Source organism: Phenylobacterium sp. (assembly GCF_030646615.1).
GTDB lineage: Bacteria > Pseudomonadota > Alphaproteobacteria > Caulobacterales > Caulobacteraceae > Phenylobacterium.
In genome coordinates this window covers 37,958-53,287 of record NZ_JAUSLG010000073.1, presented here as the reverse complement: position 1 = coordinate 53,287, position 15,330 = coordinate 37,958, and the positions used below count along the sequence as shown (strand labels likewise).

The window sequence follows — 15,330 nt, the reverse complement described above, 5'->3', positions numbered from 1 at the left end:
GCTTAGCCCGCCGCCGCCCGCCGCATGTGAATCAGACGAATTCGCTCACCCTCATCGCACCGGCAGTCGAGAAATCCGTGTTCTGGACAGGTGAGGCAGATCTCCTCGAGCCGCGTGCGCAGCGCCCTACGCCCGCGGTGGAGACGCACGGTGACGTTATTGAGCGTCAGCCCAAGCGACGCGGCGACCCGGTCTCGGGGCTCGTCAAGTAGATCGACCCGCCAGATCAGTTCGCTGTATTCTGGCTTTAGCGTCGGGAGCAAACGATAGAGGCAGAAGCAGACGGCCGCTTCGATTTCAGGGTCCGGCGCGACGGCTAGCGCCTCAAGGTCAGCCGGGTCGCGCGGAGAATCTTTTCGGCGGCCCGCCCGCCGGTAATGATCCACCAGCGTCGTCGCCAGAACCCGGCTGAGCCAGCCGCGGACCGATTGCACATCCCTGAGGTGCCTGGAGCGATCCAACGCGCGGGCGATGAACTCTTGCAGCACGTCCTCTGCGTCATGTGGGTTCCCCAGCCGGCGACGCAGGAAGGTCAGGAAATCGCGATGACACTCGACGAGTTCGCGCCGGACGGCCGCGTCAGCAGCCGCCACGGCTGACAGCTTTTCATCGGGGTCGGATCCGGCGGCTGAAGAATGGTCGGGACGGGAGCTCATGGCGAATTCCTGTTTGCTCCTGCTGTGCGTCGCCTTGACATGGCTCAAGGCCTGGCACGACGCCAATAGCGACTAGTCGAAGGCCGCTCCCCGCACGGGCGGGGATTGGCTCCTGTAGCCAGGACGTGCGGTTTAGGACGCTTGATCGCCCTCATTGTTACATCTCCGCCAGAGCCGAGCTGACGGGCGATCGCGCCGCCGGTGTAAGGCGCGCCAAGCTCTCGCGTCATAAGAATGCGTCTGCGTCATCACTGGTCGCGAACGCAGCCATTGAAGGAGGCCAGCCATGGCGGAACCTGACACGACGAGCAGCCGGGATCGCGGACCGATCACCTTTGAAGTGGTCAAGGAAGCCTACGGCTGGGCTGTTCGGCGCGATCACCAGATGATGACGCCATGTTGGTGCAAGGCGGTCGCTGTAGATCAGGCCCAAAGGATGGTTGATGTGCTCCGCCAACATGGCGAGCGGGCGGAGATGCGCGTAAGCGATATCGAGGAATAGATGCTGTGGAGCTCGAGTCAAAGAGGGCTTTCACCGGTGAATACTTGAGTTCCCAGACGGAGCGATGGCCCTGTACGGCGGTGGCTGTCTCGATCTCCAGCGGGCCTTTGTAGCGGACAGGTTGGCGAACAGTCTGCGGTCAGTCGTTCTGATCGCGCGTTCCGGCTCTCGAGGAGCGGCGACGCCGATAGCCCGTAGGCTTGTAATGTAACGCGCGCCGACGCGTCTGATCAGCGCCGGGAGCGGCGAGGAGGGTCTATGTTCGGTTCGCGTGAACTCATCAGTCGCCGCGCTATGCTGGCGGCCGGAGGGGGTCTGGGGCTCTCCGCCGCACTTGCACGTGCGGCGCCGGCCTACGCTCGGACCAGCGTCGTCCAGGCCGCACTCCCTCCTGTCGCGGGAACGAGGGGCGAGCGCGCTCTAGACCTTGAGATCGGTCACTTCCAGCTGATGGTCGGAGATCGCCCCGGCCGCGCCATGGCCATCAACCAGACGATCCCAGGTCCGTTGCTGCGTTTTCGGGAGGGTGAGGAAGCCGTCCTGCGGGTCACAAACCGACTCGAGGAAATTGCGTCCATCCATTGGCACGGGATCATCCTGCCGCCCGCGATGGATGGCGTCCCCGGCGTGAGTTTCGGTGGCATCGCGCCGGGCGAAACCTTCACCTATCGCTTCCCGCTGCTGCAAAGCGGCACGTACTGGTGCCACAGCCATTCCGGGGGACAGGAATTGCTGGGCGTCTACGCCCCGTTCATCATCGATCCTGCCGGTCCTGAGCCGTTCGCCTACGAGCGGGACTACGTCGTGATGCTGTCGGACTGGAGCTTCGAGCCGCCGGAGCAGATCATCAGGAACCTCAAGAAGCAGGCGGGGTACTACAACTACCAAAGGCGGACGGTCGCGGACCTGTTTCGGGATGCCGCGCGCGATGGTTGGCCAGCGACCCTCAGCGAGCGGATGAGTTGGACCAAGATGCGGATGGATCCGACGGATTTCGCCGATGTCACCGGCTACACCTACACCTATCTCGTCAATGGCCTGACAGCGAACGCGAACTGGACTGGCCTATTCACCCGCGGCGAGCGCGTGCGGCTTCGTTTCATCGCCGCCGGCGCGATGACTTATTTCGACATCCGCATCCCGGGCCTGAAGATGACTGTGGTCCAGGCGGACGGGCAGAATGTCCAGCCCGTCGACGTGGACGAGTTCCGGATAGGGCCGGGCGAGACTTTCGATGTCATCGTCACGCCCGATGACCAAGCCTATACCCTGTTCGCTGAGGCGATGGACCGCAGTGGCTTTGCGCGCGGCACGCTCGCGCCGCGCGCCGGAATGACAGCGCCCATCCCGCCCCGTCGCAAGAGACCGCTGCGCACCATGGCCGACATGGGCATGGACATGTCGGGAATGGAGATGTCCGGCGACATGGCGGGCATGACGGGTATGTCCGGTGCGACGGCGTCTCCCAAGGCTCCCGTCATGGACATGGCTGGGCACGCGGCGGGCGACATGGCCGTGGAACGAAGTCGTGCGGCGGTCGAGGCTCAGCTTACGAGCGCGCACGCCCATGGCGCGGCCACGGCGACCGAGGCCTCCAGCGCTATGGCGAGCATGGGAACGAGGCTCGCGGCCAAGCCAGGCGCGGCAGCGCCGTTCATCCACGGCCCCGACACCCATGGCGTCGGGAACTCCTCCGTGGCGATGGTGGCGCGCAGCCGCCTCCACGAACCGGGCTCTGGCTTCGACGATCCTGCGGCGCGGGTGCTGGTCTACGCCGACCTGCGAAGCGTGACGCCGCAGGAGGACCAGCGCACGCCCACACGCGAGATCGAGCTGCACATCACAGGCAACATGGAGCGCTACATGTGGTCCTTTGATGGAAAGAAGTACTCGGAGGCCCGCGCGCCCATCCCCTTTGCCTACGGCGAGCGCCTGCGCCTGGTGCTGGTCAACGACACCATGATGGAGCACCCCATCCACCTGCACGGCATGTGGATGGAGCTCGAGAACGGTGCGGGCGCCCATCAACCTCGCAAGCACACCGTCAGCGTCAAGCCAGCCGAGCGGCTAACCGTCGCCATCACCGCCGACGCGCCTGGCCAATGGGCCATGCATTGCCACCTCCTCCTGCACATGGAGATGGGGATGTTCCGTGTCATCGAAGTCTCTTCGCCCCCTCAGTAGGAGATCCCGATGCGCTCGGCCGCTCTTGCCATCGCCTTCCTGGCAGCCCCTGCCGTTGTTCACGCGCAGGAGGCGCCCGCTTCGCCCGACGCCGGCATGCCCTCCGGAATGGCTATGCCGCCTGCCGCAAATCGCGCGGCGCCCGCCGCTTCCGAACGAGGTCCCGAGACGGTGCCCAATCTCGCTGAGCGCGCGGGATGGCCACAGCCCACGGCCGATAGCGCCAACTACGGATACTTCCTCACCGACCTCCTAGAGTACCGAGAGAGCGAGGACCCGGGCGTTATCCGCTGGGACGTCTTCGGCTGGTATGGGGGCGACGTGAAGCGCCTGTGGGTCAAGAGCGAGGGCGCGCAGAGCACATCCAAACGTGCCGACAGCGAGCAAGAGGCCCAGCTGCTCTACGGTCAACTCATCGCCCCGTTCTTCGATTTCCAAGCCGGCGTGCGATACGCTCGGCGCTCGGGGCCAGGTCCAGACCGGTCGCGCGTCTACGGGGTCATTGGTCTGCAGGGCCTCGCACCGTATCGCTACGAACTGGAGCCGGCTGTGTTCGTTAGCGAAAATGGCAAGGTCTCGGCCAGGGTGACCGCGTCCTATGATATCTTGCTGAGGCAGCGCCTGATCCTTCAGCCCCGCATTGAAGCAAACGCCGCGCTCCAGGCAGATCGGAGTTTCGGCGTCGGCGAGGGCCTCAACGACACAGAGATCGGCGCCCGCCTTCGCTACGAGTTGCGCCGTGAGCTCGCTCCGTATGTCGGCGTCGCCTGGCGACAGACCTACGGCAACACAAAGAGAATGGCGCGCGCCGAGGGAGAGCGCACGAGTAACCTATCCGTCGTCGTGGGGGTCCGTGCGTGGTTTTGAGCCACTCAGCCGCCTGTTCCCCTCGCAGCCGTTCGTCGGGCGCCTGGAAGCGGGCCTTAGCCCTTCCTGCGTTCAGCGGCGTCGATTTCGCGCTGGATGAAAAAGTTCAACGCCGTTCGCAACGTTGCGACCGCGGCGAGCTGGCCGATTTCTGTCCATGTCGGCGCGACCGCGGTTCGCATCACATCCGCCGCCAAGAGAAACTCAAGGCCCAAGGCCAAAGAGCGGGCAAGACGGAGGCGGGCCCCCTCGCCAGGGCAGTCTGCCTCCGCGTTCCGCTTCCAAGTGCGTTCCACGGTTCGCCAAAGCGCACCGAGAACCGCTGCGGCGATGACAGCCACGGCAATAGCATCCGTGAACAGCGCCATCGTCACCGTAGCGTGCTGCAGCCAGGCAGCCAGTGGCTCGACAAACGCCATGCTCATCAGCTCGTCCCCCACTGTTCAAACCCCGAAGGAGAAATAAATGACTACTATATCTAACCTTTGCCGATCCGCTGCTCTTTTGACCGCGTCGGTCGCCGCTCTCGCGATCACCGGCTGCAACCAGAAGACGGACGAGGCCCCCGCAGCCGCTGTGGACGCGGCGGCTGTGGCCACCGACACCACAACGCCCGCTACGGCGGCGGCGCATGGCGAGACCGAGGCTGAAACGCGCGCCCAGGGCCACAAGGAAGGCATGCAAATGGAGCGAGACGCGCACGCCCAAGGCATGGCTATGCAGAAAGACGCCCAGGGCTCAGGCATTTCGTCTGGCGCCAACTCGCCGCCGATGAAGGATGACAGCATGCCGATGGCCCCCGCGGCCAAGGCCGACCCCTCTATGAAAGATCACATGTAAGCGCTGCGGTTCGGAGGGGACAACAAGTCGCGCCGCCCTCAGGCGGCGCGACCCCTTCACCGTCCCACCGCATTCCTCGGGCTCCGGCGGCGCCCCAGACACACCGACCTGGCGCGCCTGAGGTAAGCGAAGCGCCTATTCCAGGCTCAAGACTACGCGCCCATCGATCGCGCCGCGTTCCATGCGTTCGAAGACTTCGTTGATGTTCTCGAGCCGGTCCCAGGAGAAGTGCGCGGCGACCTTGCCTTCGCCCCCGAACTCGAGCGCCTCTTCCAGATCCTGCCGCGTTCCGACAATCGAGCCCCGGACGGTGATCCGCTTGAGCACCGTGTCGAAGATCGGCATGGCGAACTTGCCGGGCGGCAGGCCGATCATGGCCATGGTCCCATGCGGCCGTAGCGCCCCGAAGGCCTGCTCGAAGGCCGCCGGCGAAACGGCCGTGACAAGCACCCCGTGAACCCCGCCGATCTGCTTTTGGATCTCGGCCACGGGGTCGGTGTCCCGGCCGTGCAGCGTGAGGTCTGCGCCCAGCTGCTTGGCCAACGCCAGCTTTTCGGGATGGATGTCGATCGCCGCGACGTGCATGCCCATGGCCTTCGCGTACTGAACCGCCAAGTGTCCGAGCCCGCCGATCCCCGAGATCGCGACCCACTGCCCGGGTTTCACCTCCGTCTCCTTGAGGCCTTTGTAGACGGTGACCCCGGCGCAGAGCAGCGGCGCTGCGGCGCCCCAGTCCAGGGTGTCGGGCAAGCGCCCTACATAATTGGGATCCGCCACCGCGTATTCGGCGAAGCTGCCGTTCACGGAATAGCCGGTGTTCTTCTGAGAGCCGCAGAGGGTTTCCCAGCCGGTGCGGCAGTGCGGGCAGTAGCCGCACGCGGTATGCAGCCAGGGCACGCCGACGCGGTCGCCCTCCCGCACCCGCTGCACGTTGGCGCCGACCCCGACCACCACACCCACGCCCTCGTGGCCAGGGATGAAGGGTGGGTTCGGCTTGACCGGCCAGTCGCCCTTGGCGGCGTGCAGGTCGGTGTGACAGACGCCGGTTGCGGCCGTGCGCACGAGGATCTGATCGGGTCCAGGCGTCGGAATGGGGACCTCCTCGATCACCAGCGGCTTGCCGAACTCCCGCACGACTGCGGCCTTCATCATCGTCGCCATGGGTCTGCCTTCCTCATCCTGTTCGTGCATCCTTCGTAGTGATCAGGCTAAAGGTTACCTTTGATCCCCGTCAAGGCGACGCACCGCCCAAGCAGAAAGAGTGATGCGGTGGGTCCGCTGCGGGCTCTTTTTCTCTGAACCGGCGGCGGTCCGCTGGAACGGGGCCGTTGCGAGCAGGTCAGCGCGCGTGCGAATACATGGAGAACACCTTGTTCCAGAGCGCCATTCAGTCTGTGCGAGCCCAGGGCAAGGTCCCGGCCCGCTATGGTAACTTCATCGGGGGACGTTGGTCGCCGCCTCTGAGGGGGCAGTACTTCACCGATCACAGCCCCATCAACGGCGCGCCGATCGCCGAATTCGCACAATCGACAGCTGAGGATGTGGAGGCGGCGCTGGATGCGGCGCATGCGGCCAAGTCGGGCTGGGCGCGGCTTTCGCCGAGCGAGCGGTCTCGGATGCTCAACAAGATTGCTGATCGGCTGGAGGAGAACCTTGATCTCTTCGCGCTCGCCGAGACGATCGACAACGGCAAGCCGATCCGAGAGACGCGCGGCGCTGACGTGCCTCTGGCCATCGATCATTTCCGCTACTTCGCGGGCTGCATCCGCAGCGAAGAAGGCTCGATCTCGACAATCGACGAACAGACGATCGCCTACCACTTCAAGGAACCGCTTGGCGTGGTGGGCCAGATCATCCCCTGGAACTTCCCGCTACTCATGGCCGCCTGGAAGCTCGCCCCGGCGCTGGCGGCGGGCAACTGCACTGTGATCAAGCCCGCTTCCCAGACTCCGCTCACGCTGATGCTGTTCGCCGAGCTGACCGCCGACATCCTGCCGCCCGGCGTGCTGAATGTGGTGACCGGGCCAGGCGGCACCGTTGGCCGGGCGATCGCCGCCAACCCCCGCGTCGCCAAGGTCGCCTTCACCGGCGAGACCACGACGGGCCGGCAGATCATGCAGGCGGCTGCCGAACACCTGATCCCGCAAACTTTGGAGCTGGGCGGCAAGTCTCCGAACATCTTCATGCCCGACGTCATGGCCGCCGACGACAGCTTCCTCGACAAGGCCGTGGAGGGCCTGGCTCTCTTCGCCTTCAACAAGGGCGAGGTCTGCACCTGCCCGTCGCGCGCCCTGGTGCACGAGTCGATCTTCGACGCCTTCATGGAACGCGCGATCAGCCGCGTCGCCAGCATCAAGGTCGGTGACCCCCTGGACCCGATGACCCAGATGGGGGCCCAGGCCTCAGAAGGTCAGCTCACCAAGATTTTGGACTACATCGAGGTCGGCAAGCAGGAGGGCGCGCAGTGCCTTACCGGCGGTCAGCGTGCGCTGCCGGGCGGCGAGCTCGACGCCGGTTACTTTGTGCAGCCGACCGTGTTCGTGGGCGAGAATCACATGCGGATTTTCCAGGAGGAAATCTTCGGCCCGGTCCTGGCGGTGACCCGCTTCAACTCGCCGGAAGAGGCGGTGCGGCTCGCCAACGATACCCCTTACGGCCTGGGCGCCGGCGTCTGGTCCCGCGACGGTGGAACCGCATACCGGATGGGGCGAGCGATCGAAGCCGGTCGAGTGTGGACGAACTGCTACCATGTCTATCCGGCGCATGCCGCCTTTGGCGGCTACAAGGCCTCAGGCTTCGGGCGCGAAAACCACAAGATGATGCTGTCGCACTATCAGCAGACCAAGAACCTGCTCGTCAGCTACGACGACCAGCCGCGCGGGCTGTTTTAGGAAGCGAGAAACAGTCCGAACGGCGCTTCCCACCATTGATGCGCGTAATGGCGTGGAGGTGCGAGCGTCCTTACCAGCAACCCTGCTTTTGGAGCCAAACCATGAAGTCCCTCATCATCACGATCACCGCCGCATCGGCCCTGTTCTCAGCCAGCTACGCGCTGGCGGACGGGCCGCCTGCGAAGACCCCGCCTCCCGCCGCCACAGCCGCGCCGCACGAAATGTGCGGCGGGATGAAGGGCGGCCAGATGCCTGCCGGCAAAGGTCAGATGGGCGCCATGAAGGGGGCGGATGGCAAGCCTATGGCCAAGGCGGACATGGACAAGATGCACAAAATGTGCGGCGAGATGATGGGCCACGGCGGCATGGCACAACACAAGTCCGGATCCCATCCGCCGGCGCCGAAGGCCGACGCACCGAAAGCTCACGAACACTAGTTCCCTCAGGCGGCGCAGGGTCCGCTGGCGCCGGCCAGCCGAGGCATTTGGTGACCAAGTCATGATTGGGGTCATGAGCACGCGGCCTCCAACACTTGTTCGCGGATCAGACGTTTGGCTGTGCCCTGTGACCGCCCGGTAAGACAGAAGGCAGGAGGCGCGAGTGGCTGCGAATGACCTCGACCACCATGGTCTGTGCCGACGTTCGGTAGCCCACACTGCGGCCCCAAGCTGTCGAAACGTACCTCACCTGGCCTCCTCACCGGTCATGCTCAGAAAGGCTGGCCGGTTGCTGGCTTCTGGCGCGCAGTCGGGCGTGGCTGGAAGAGGTGGCCGATGATCGACCAGGCGCCTGGGTCCGCCGCTTCGCCAAGGGCGGGAACGCCCGAGAGGTTCGCGATCGACACGATCCGCACGCTGGCGATGGATGCCGTGCAGAAGGCAAATTCGGGCCATCCGGGCACGCCGATGGCGCTGGCCCCGGTGGCGTACACCCTATGGCGAGACTTCCTGCGCTACGATCCGGACACGCCCGATTGGCCGAACCGCGATCGCTTCGTTCTGTCGGTCGGTCACGCCTCGATGCTCCTCTATGCAGTTTTGCACCTGGCCGGGGTCAAGGAGATCGCGGCCGACGGGAAGCGGACTGGAAAGTCCGCGGTCAGCCTGGAGGATATCAAGCAGTTCCGGCAGTTCGGCTCGAAGACGCCCGGCCATCCCGAATACCGGATCACCACGGGCGTCGAGACGACCACTGGTCCCCTCGGCCAAGGCTGCGGAAACTCCGTTGGCATGGCGATTGCGGAGCGTGCGCTGGCCGCCCGCTTCAACCGCGACGGGTTCGTCCTGTTCGACCATGACGTCTATGTGCTGTGTGGCGACGGCGACATGATGGAAGGCGTCTCGGGCGAGGCAGCGTCCCTCGCCGGCCACCTGGCGCTGTCGAACCTGTGCTGGATCTACGACAGTAATCGTATCTCGATCGAAGGATCGACCGAGCTCGCATTCACCGAGGATGTCGGCAAACGCTTCGAGGGCTATGGCTGGAACGTCGTCCATGTTGAGGATGCCAACGACACCGCCGCGCTCGCAAGTGCGTTTGACGTGTTTGGGACGACCGACGATAGGCCCACGCTGATCGTGGTGCAGTCCGTGATCGGATGGGGGAGCCCAAGGGCCGGCAACGAGAAAGCGCACGGCGAGCCGCTAGGCGAGGACAACGTCCGCGCCACCAAGAAGGCCTACGGGTGGCCTGAGGACAGCCAGTTCCTCGTCCCGGACGGCGTGGCAGAGGCGTTCCAGGCGGCCATTGCGGAGCGCGTCAGGCCGGTGCGGAAGGCCTGGGAGGCGACCTTCGCGCGTTACCGCAAGACCTTTCCGATGGAAGCCGCACAGATCGACCTGCTCCGTGAAGGCAAGCTGTCCGGTGGCTGGCAGGCCGCACTTCCGAGCTTTCCGACAGACGCCATAGGCCTTGCCTCGCGCGACAGTGGCGGCAAGGTGCTCAACGCCATAGCGCCCCACGTCCCGCTGCTGATGGGTGGTTCTGCGGACCTATCGCCGTCGACCAAGACAAAGATGACCTTCCAGGGGGCGGGGGCGTTCGGGCGCGGTGATCCTGCGGGCCGCAACCTGCATTTCGGCGTGCGCGAGCACGCGATGGGCTCGATCGCCAACGGCATGGCGCTGTCCTATCTGCGTCCGTACTGCTCGACCTTCTTGGTTTTCGCCGACTATATGCGCGCACCGATCCGGCTGGCGGCGATCATGGAATTGCCGGTCACCTTCGTGTTCACACACGACAGCATTGGTGTCGGCGAAGACGGTCCAACCCACCAACCGGTTGAACATCTCGCAACATTGCGCGCCATTCCAGGGCTGAACACGATCCGCCCGGGCGACGCGAATGAAGTGGTCGTAGCGTGGAAGGTCGCGCTGGAGCATAGCAACGCGCCGACCGCGTTGGTGTTGTCTCGTCAAGCGATCCCAACGCTCGATCGTAAGCGGTATGCCTCCGCGGAGGGCTTGCAGAAGGGCGGCTACGTCCTTGCCGAGTGCAAGGGTGGCGATCCCGAGATCATCCTGATCGGCACCGGAAGCGAACTGCCGCTGGTCGTGGCGGCCCACGAAAAACTGTGCGCGGAGGGTGTGCGTTCGCGCGTGGTTTCGCTGCCAAGTTGGTATCTGTTCGAGATGCAGGACGATGCCTATCGCAAGCACGTCCTTCCCGACGCGGTACGCGCAAGGCTCGCCGTCGAGCAGGCTGGCTCGATCGGCTGGGACCGTTATGTCGGGAGTGACGGCGACACGATCACGATGAAGACGTTCGGCGCCTCGGCGCCGTTAGCCATGCTCCAGGACCATTACGGCTTCACCATCGAAAATGTCTGCGCGGTCGCGCGTGACCTCATCGGGAAGCACTCATGACCAGTCGGTTGAAGAGACTTGGCGAGGCCGGACAAGCGGTCTGGCTCGACTTCATCGATCGCGGGTTCCTGTCCGACGGCGGCCTGCGCAAGCTCGTTGAGGAAGACGGGGTCACCGGCGTCACCTCGAATCCCTCCATCTTCGAGAAGGCGATGGGTCACGGCGACGCCTATGACGCGGGTTTCCGAGCGATCGCCGGCGGAGCCGAGGCCACCGCGCAGGACCTCTACGAGAGCCAGGCCATCAGCGACGTTAAGGCCGTGGCAGCGGACCTGCGCCCCGTCTACGACAGGCTCTGCGGCAAGGACGGCTATGTCAGCCTCGAGGTTTCGCCGGATCTCGCCGACGACGCCACGGCGACCGTCGCGGAGGCCCAGCGGCTATGGGCGGCCGTCGACGAGCCCAACCTGATGATCAAGGTGCCCGGCACCAAGGCTGGCGCGACCGCCCTTCGGACGCTGGTCGAGGCGGGGGTCAACGTCAACGTCACCTTGCTGTTTTCGCTCGGCGCCTACCAAGCGATTGCGGACGCCTTTCTGGCTGGGCTCGAGGCGCGCGTTCAGACGGGCGATCCCATCGACCGAATCGCCAGCGTCGCCAGCTTTTTCGTCAGCCGCATCGACAAGCAGATCGACCATGCCATCGACGCGCGGTTGGGGGCAAAGGATCCGCAGAGCGCTGACCTCGCGGCGCTCCGCGGCAAAGTCGCCATCGCCAACGCTAAGGTCGCTTACGCTTGGTATCGGACCTTGCTTGCGAGCGGGCGCTGGGAGGCGCTTGCCGCGATGGGTGCGATGCCCCAGAGGCTGCTGTGGGCCTCCATGGGCGTGAAGGATCCCGCCTACGCCGACACGCTCTATGTGGAATCGCTGATTGGGCCGTCCACGGTCACCACCCTGCCGCCCAAGACCCTGGAGGCGTTCCGCGATCATGGCGCGATCCGCCCGACGCTCACCGAGGACATCGAGGGCGCGCGACGCGTGCTCTCGGAGGCGGACCGCCTCGGCCTCGACCTGGACGCGGTCACCCGTGGCCTCGTTGAAGAGGGCATAGAGCTTTTCGCGGCGGCCACGGACGCCCTGCTCCACGCCGTGGCCGCCAAGCGCGATACGCTTCTCGGTGATCATCAGGACCCGACCCAGGCGCGCCTGGCGAACCCGCAGGCGGCCGCCGCCGCACGTCCCCAATGAGGAAACCAGCGCCATGCGTCTAGCGGTCATCGGTCTGGGGCGGATGGGCGCGAATATCGCGCGCCGGCTGTTGCGCGGAGGGCACAACGTCGTGGCCTTCGACCGAAACGCACCGCTCATCGAGGCGATCGCCGGAGAGGGCGCGATGTCGGCGTCATCGCTGGAGGACGTCGCCGCCAAGCTGGCGTCCCCGCGCATTTTCTGGGTGATGCTGCCAGCGGGCCTGCCCACTGAGAACACCATTCAGACGCTCACGGGCCTGGCCGAGCCGGGCGACATCATCATCGACGGCGGCAACAGCTTCTACAAGGACGACATTCGACGCGCGCGCGCGCTGAGTGAGAAGAACCTTTGCTATGTGGACGTCGGCACGTCCGGCGGAGTCTGGGGCCTGGAGCGCGGCTACTGCATGATGATTGGCGGGGACAAGGCGACCGTCGCTCTGCTCGACCCGATCTTCTCAGCCTTGGCGCCGGGGCTGGGCGCCATTCCGCGCACACCGGACCGTATGGAGCAGGAGGGTGAGGATCCGCGCGCCGAGCAGGGCTACATTCACGCCGGTCCCGCCGGCGCCGGCCACTTCGTCAAGATGGTCCACAACGGGATCGAATACGGGTTGATGCAGGCCTACGCTGAAGGGTTTGACATCCTCAAGGGCAGGAACTCGGCCAAGCTGCCGGCCGAAGAACGGTTCGATCTGAATCTGACCGATATCGCCGAAGTATGGCGGCGCGGCAGCGTCATCTCCTCCTGGCTGCTCGACCTCACCGCCGCGGCCTTGGCCAAGGACCAGATGCTGAGCCAGTTCTCGGGCCGGGTCTCCGACTCGGGCGAAGGGCAGTGGACGATCGACGCGGCGATGGAGGAGGCGGTTCCAGTCAACGTCCTCTCCGCAGCGTTGTTCGCGCGCTATCGCAGCCGGGTGGAGCACACATTCGCCGATCAGGTCTTGTCAGCGATGCGCTTCGGGTTCGGCGGGCACGTGGAGATGCCGCAATGAGCAAGGCCCGGCCGTGCCGACGGCGGCGCTCATCCATCTTCGGAACGCCGACGATCGGCGGCGCGTGCACCGGCGATGCGCGGCCTTGACCTTACCATCGTGGGAAGCCCCATCTGGTCAGGGGAGGCCATCAAGCTAGGAGATTTCGATGCTTCTTTATCACGTAAAAGACCTTAGCTGCGGGCACTGTGTCCAAGCTGTAACCGCCGCCATCAACGCGCTGGATCCAGCCGCGGACATCGCCATTGACCTCGCCAGCAAGCGGGTCGAGGTGCGGTCTGACCGCGAGCCGTCCGCGGTGGCGACGGCGATCAGCAAGGCCGGCTATACACCGGCCTTGTACCCACAGGACGCGGCGGCCGCGACAAGCAGCGGCTCCTGCTGCTGCGGCTCGCGCCGCTGAATCGCAAGGGAATGACAGAGATGCTGACTCGTCGATATCTGCTGGCCGCCAGCGCGGCGCTTGTGTCCGGAGCACCCGCCCTCGCGGCGAGCCCGACCCCTGTGACGGTCTACAAGACCGCCAGCTGCGGCTGTTGCAAGGGCTGGATCACCCACATGCGCCGGGCGGGCTACCTCATGAAGGAAGTGGTCGTGGAGGACGTCAGTCCGATCGGACGCAGACATGGCGTACCATTCGAGCTGTCGTCATGCCATCTCGCGACGGTCGGTGGCTATGTCGTGGTCGGCCACATACCGCCGGCCGACATTGCGCGCTTGCTGCGCGAGAGGCCGAAAGCCCTTGGCATCGCCGTTCCGGGCATGCCTTTCGGGTCCCCCGGCATGGAGTCCCCAAGGGGTGATGTCGAGGCCTACCAAACGCTGCTGCTCATGCCGGGAGGCAAGACGCGGGTCTTCGCGCGCCATGGCTAATCTAACCGTTAGCGGCGGCGGCGCCGCCGCAAGGGATGCGAACGCTAGCCCCCAGCAGGGCTGAACGGATCGCGCCAGATTTCCAAGGCCTCGTCGGTCGCGCGTATCGATGCGTCCCCAGAGGGCTCGCGGCCGGCGAGCGCCCGGATGGCGTCGATGGTCTCGGGGACAACAATGGCCTGATTGTCGACCATATAGGTATAGAACACCTCGTCGCCCTCCACGCGCAGCATGTCGGACCAAAGCGCGACCTCGTAGAGATCGCCCCGGGAGCGGCCGAGGTCCCCCATCAGCTCCTTGACCGAATTGATCGCAGCTAGGCCATAGCTGTCGGGCATGAGGAAAATGCGGGGCGAAGCGCGGAAGGCGTCCAGCACCTCCTCCTTCTGGGCGCTACGGGAAAGCTGAACCGACCAGTAGTGGAGGTGGGCGATCGTCTCGGGGACCTTGACGGCCATGGTCAGCACATCGAGGTCCGGGTCGACCGTCTGAGCATCAGGACCTTGGTGGCTCGGGATCTCCGGTTCCGGGACGAGGGTGTTGACGATACCGCCAAGGTGACTCTCCCACGGGTCGGTGGCGCGCCGCATGAGCGTGCCGCGAGCGCGCCGGAGCAACCCAGCCCGCTTCAGGGCGGTCAAGGTCCGCACCGTCGCCGTCGTATTGCAGGAGACGACGCGGGTCGCGTCGAGGCCGACTGCGCTTTGATAGTTGGACTCCGCGACGAAGGAGTGACCGGTGACGCCGTGCTTTTCGCCGCCCTGCACGATGAACTTCCGGCCGAGTTGGCGATAGACCGGCACATTCTCCGCAGCGACCCGCTTGGGCGTGCAGTCTACGACGACATCCACGGTTCCAAGCAGATCCTGCAGACGCCCTTCCACGGGAATCCGATTTGCCGCGAGGTGCTCATGTGCTTCGGACGTGGCGGCGAACAGTGGGATATCCTTGCGGTGCAGGGCCCGCGTCCGCCAGTCTGCTGCGACGTCGGAGACGCCCACCAGGCGCATATCAGCCTGAGCACGCACAGCGTCGGCAACACGTTTGCCGATCACCCCGTAGCCGTTGACGCCGACCCGAATCTCCCCTGCCATCTGGCACCTCCTCTTTCGCTACTCCCCCAGCAGCGCCTGATGGGCGCTATGGCGGAGCCTTCTGTTGCTGTGGCGCTGTAAGGGACGCTCCATCGCAGCGTCTCTTACGTCTTGCCTTCAAAGCGGCCGAGCCTTTCGGCTAGAAGCGTTGCTATGGATAAGGGATCTGACCTGCATATGCACGGCACCCAGTCGGCGCCTCTCGTCACAGCCCTAAGAGCCGCCACCGTCGCGGCTGTGGCTCTAACCGCCGCAACACCATCCACCTTCGCCTGGGCGCAGGCCCCCGCCGAGGACCACGCCGCTCATCATCCGCCGCCAGCTGGCGCGAACCCCGATGCGGCCTCAGGGATGAGCGGAATGAAGGCC

The 15,330-nt window shown here is 65.3% G+C and carries 15 protein-coding genes; 11 read left to right on the top strand and 4 right to left on the bottom strand.

What is annotated here, in order from left to right:
* Nucleotides 1-2 precede the first annotated feature (2 nt).
* Nucleotides 3-656, bottom strand: a complete 654-nt coding sequence (locus Q7S93_RS12805) for an RNA polymerase sigma factor (RefSeq protein WP_304714283.1) — start codon at nucleotides 654-656, stop codon at nucleotides 3-5.
* A gap of 286 nt (nucleotides 657-942) precedes the next feature.
* Here Q7S93_RS12805 and Q7S93_RS12800 point away from each other — a divergent pair, with 286 nt between their 5' ends.
* The 3 genes from Q7S93_RS12800 to Q7S93_RS12790 all read left to right on the top strand — a co-directional run bounded on the left by Q7S93_RS12800 (nucleotide 943) and on the right by Q7S93_RS12790 (nucleotide 4,209).
* Complete coding sequence (locus tag Q7S93_RS12800; protein ID WP_304714282.1) at nucleotides 943-1,158, top strand: hypothetical protein; 216 nt, start codon at nucleotides 943-945, stop codon at nucleotides 1,156-1,158.
* A 258-nt stretch (nucleotides 1,159-1,416) separates the two neighbouring features.
* Nucleotides 1,417-3,342: a copper resistance system multicopper oxidase gene (locus Q7S93_RS12795; protein ID WP_304714281.1), complete on the top strand. Its 1,926-nt coding sequence runs from the start codon at nucleotides 1,417-1,419 to the stop codon at nucleotides 3,340-3,342.
* Nucleotides 3,343-3,351: 9 nt separating this feature from the next.
* The gene (locus Q7S93_RS12790) at nucleotides 3,352-4,209 is read left to right on the top strand and encodes a copper resistance protein B (protein WP_304714280.1); all 858 of its coding nucleotides are present in this window, start codon (nucleotides 3,352-3,354) and stop codon (nucleotides 4,207-4,209) included.
* 56 nt (nucleotides 4,210-4,265) lie between these two features.
* On the opposite strand, the gene Q7S93_RS12785 is transcribed toward Q7S93_RS12790, so the two are convergent.
* Entirely contained in the window at nucleotides 4,266-4,634 is a 369-nt protein-coding gene (locus Q7S93_RS12785; RefSeq protein WP_304714279.1) for a DUF1622 domain-containing protein, read from the bottom strand.
* 40 nt (nucleotides 4,635-4,674) lie between these two features.
* Here Q7S93_RS12785 and Q7S93_RS12780 point away from each other — a divergent pair, with 40 nt between their 5' ends.
* Nucleotides 4,675-5,049, top strand: a complete 375-nt coding sequence (locus Q7S93_RS12780) for a hypothetical protein (RefSeq protein ID WP_304714278.1) — start codon at nucleotides 4,675-4,677, stop codon at nucleotides 5,047-5,049.
* A gap of 135 nt (nucleotides 5,050-5,184) precedes the next feature.
* Here the strand turns inward: Q7S93_RS12780 and adhP are convergent, their stop codons facing one another.
* The gene (gene adhP / locus Q7S93_RS12775) at nucleotides 5,185-6,210 is read right to left on the bottom strand and encodes an alcohol dehydrogenase AdhP (protein WP_304714277.1); all 1,026 of its coding nucleotides are present in this window, start codon (nucleotides 6,208-6,210) and stop codon (nucleotides 5,185-5,187) included.
* 209 nt (nucleotides 6,211-6,419) lie between these two features.
* Here adhP and Q7S93_RS12770 point away from each other — a divergent pair, with 209 nt between their 5' ends.
* The 7 genes from Q7S93_RS12770 to Q7S93_RS12740 all read left to right on the top strand — a co-directional run bounded on the left by Q7S93_RS12770 (nucleotide 6,420) and on the right by Q7S93_RS12740 (nucleotide 13,867).
* Nucleotides 6,420-7,940 carry an aldehyde dehydrogenase family protein gene (locus Q7S93_RS12770; protein WP_304714276.1) on the top strand — a complete coding sequence of 507 codons (1,521 nt, stop codon included), beginning with the start codon at nucleotides 6,420-6,422 and terminating at the stop codon, nucleotides 7,938-7,940.
* Nucleotides 7,941-8,041: 101 nt separating this feature from the next.
* The gene (locus tag Q7S93_RS12765; protein WP_304714275.1) at nucleotides 8,042-8,377 is read left to right on the top strand and encodes a hypothetical protein; all 336 of its coding nucleotides are present in this window, start codon (nucleotides 8,042-8,044) and stop codon (nucleotides 8,375-8,377) included.
* Nucleotides 8,378-8,713: 336 nt separating this feature from the next.
* Nucleotides 8,714-10,804 (top strand): transketolase, encoded by a 2,091-nt coding sequence (gene tkt, locus Q7S93_RS12760; protein ID WP_304714274.1) that lies wholly within the window; start codon nucleotides 8,714-8,716, stop codon nucleotides 10,802-10,804.
* Complete coding sequence (tal, locus tag Q7S93_RS12755) at nucleotides 10,801-11,994, top strand: transaldolase (RefSeq protein WP_304714273.1); 1,194 nt, start codon at nucleotides 10,801-10,803, stop codon at nucleotides 11,992-11,994. Before tkt ends, tal begins: the two co-directional genes overlap by 4 nt.
* Nucleotides 11,995-12,007: 13 nt before the next feature.
* Nucleotides 12,008-12,994, top strand: a complete 987-nt coding sequence (gene gnd / locus Q7S93_RS12750; protein ID WP_304714272.1) for a phosphogluconate dehydrogenase (NAD(+)-dependent, decarboxylating) — start codon at nucleotides 12,008-12,010, stop codon at nucleotides 12,992-12,994.
* Nucleotides 12,995-13,142: 148 nt separating this feature from the next.
* Nucleotides 13,143-13,397 carry a heavy-metal-associated domain-containing protein gene (locus tag Q7S93_RS12745; protein ID WP_304714271.1) on the top strand — a complete coding sequence of 85 codons (255 nt, stop codon included), beginning with the start codon at nucleotides 13,143-13,145 and terminating at the stop codon, nucleotides 13,395-13,397.
* A gap of 11 nt (nucleotides 13,398-13,408) precedes the next feature.
* Nucleotides 13,409-13,867: a DUF411 domain-containing protein gene (locus Q7S93_RS12740; protein ID WP_304714270.1), complete on the top strand. Its 459-nt coding sequence runs from the start codon at nucleotides 13,409-13,411 to the stop codon at nucleotides 13,865-13,867.
* A 44-nt stretch (nucleotides 13,868-13,911) separates the two neighbouring features.
* Here the strand turns inward: Q7S93_RS12740 and Q7S93_RS12735 are convergent, their stop codons facing one another.
* Nucleotides 13,912-14,961, bottom strand: a complete 1,050-nt coding sequence (locus tag Q7S93_RS12735; RefSeq protein WP_304714269.1) for a type II glyceraldehyde-3-phosphate dehydrogenase — start codon at nucleotides 14,959-14,961, stop codon at nucleotides 13,912-13,914.
* Between the last annotated feature and the right edge of the window lie 369 nt (nucleotides 14,962-15,330).

Bases quoted from the DNA above. Each gene is read 5' to 3' on its own strand.
- Q7S93_RS12805 (WP_304714283.1), bottom strand. From the start codon at position 656: ATGAGCTCCCGTCCCGACCATTCTTCAGCCGCCGGATCCGACCCCGAT.
- Q7S93_RS12800 (WP_304714282.1), top strand. From the start codon at position 943: ATGGCGGAACCTGACACGACGAGCAGCCGGGATCGCGGACCGATCACC.
- Q7S93_RS12795 (WP_304714281.1), top strand. From the start codon at position 1,417: ATGTTCGGTTCGCGTGAACTCATCAGTCGCCGCGCTATGCTGGCGGCC.
- Q7S93_RS12790 (WP_304714280.1), top strand. From the start codon at position 3,352: ATGCGCTCGGCCGCTCTTGCCATCGCCTTCCTGGCAGCCCCTGCCGTT.
- Q7S93_RS12785 (WP_304714279.1), bottom strand. From the start codon at position 4,634: ATGAGCATGGCGTTTGTCGAGCCACTGGCTGCCTGGCTGCAGCACGCT.
- Q7S93_RS12780 (WP_304714278.1), top strand. From the start codon at position 4,675: ATGACTACTATATCTAACCTTTGCCGATCCGCTGCTCTTTTGACCGCG.
- adhP (WP_304714277.1), bottom strand. From the start codon at position 6,210: ATGGCGACGATGATGAAGGCCGCAGTCGTGCGGGAGTTCGGCAAGCCG.
- Q7S93_RS12765 (WP_304714275.1), top strand. From the start codon at position 8,042: ATGAAGTCCCTCATCATCACGATCACCGCCGCATCGGCCCTGTTCTCA.
- tkt (WP_304714274.1), top strand. From the start codon at position 8,714: ATGATCGACCAGGCGCCTGGGTCCGCCGCTTCGCCAAGGGCGGGAACG.
- tal (WP_304714273.1), top strand. From the start codon at position 10,801: ATGACCAGTCGGTTGAAGAGACTTGGCGAGGCCGGACAAGCGGTCTGG.
- gnd (WP_304714272.1), top strand. From the start codon at position 12,008: ATGCGTCTAGCGGTCATCGGTCTGGGGCGGATGGGCGCGAATATCGCG.
- Q7S93_RS12745 (WP_304714271.1), top strand. From the start codon at position 13,143: ATGCTTCTTTATCACGTAAAAGACCTTAGCTGCGGGCACTGTGTCCAA.
- Q7S93_RS12740 (WP_304714270.1), top strand. From the start codon at position 13,409: ATGACAGAGATGCTGACTCGTCGATATCTGCTGGCCGCCAGCGCGGCG.
- Q7S93_RS12735 (WP_304714269.1), bottom strand. From the start codon at position 14,961: ATGGCAGGGGAGATTCGGGTCGGCGTCAACGGCTACGGGGTGATCGGC.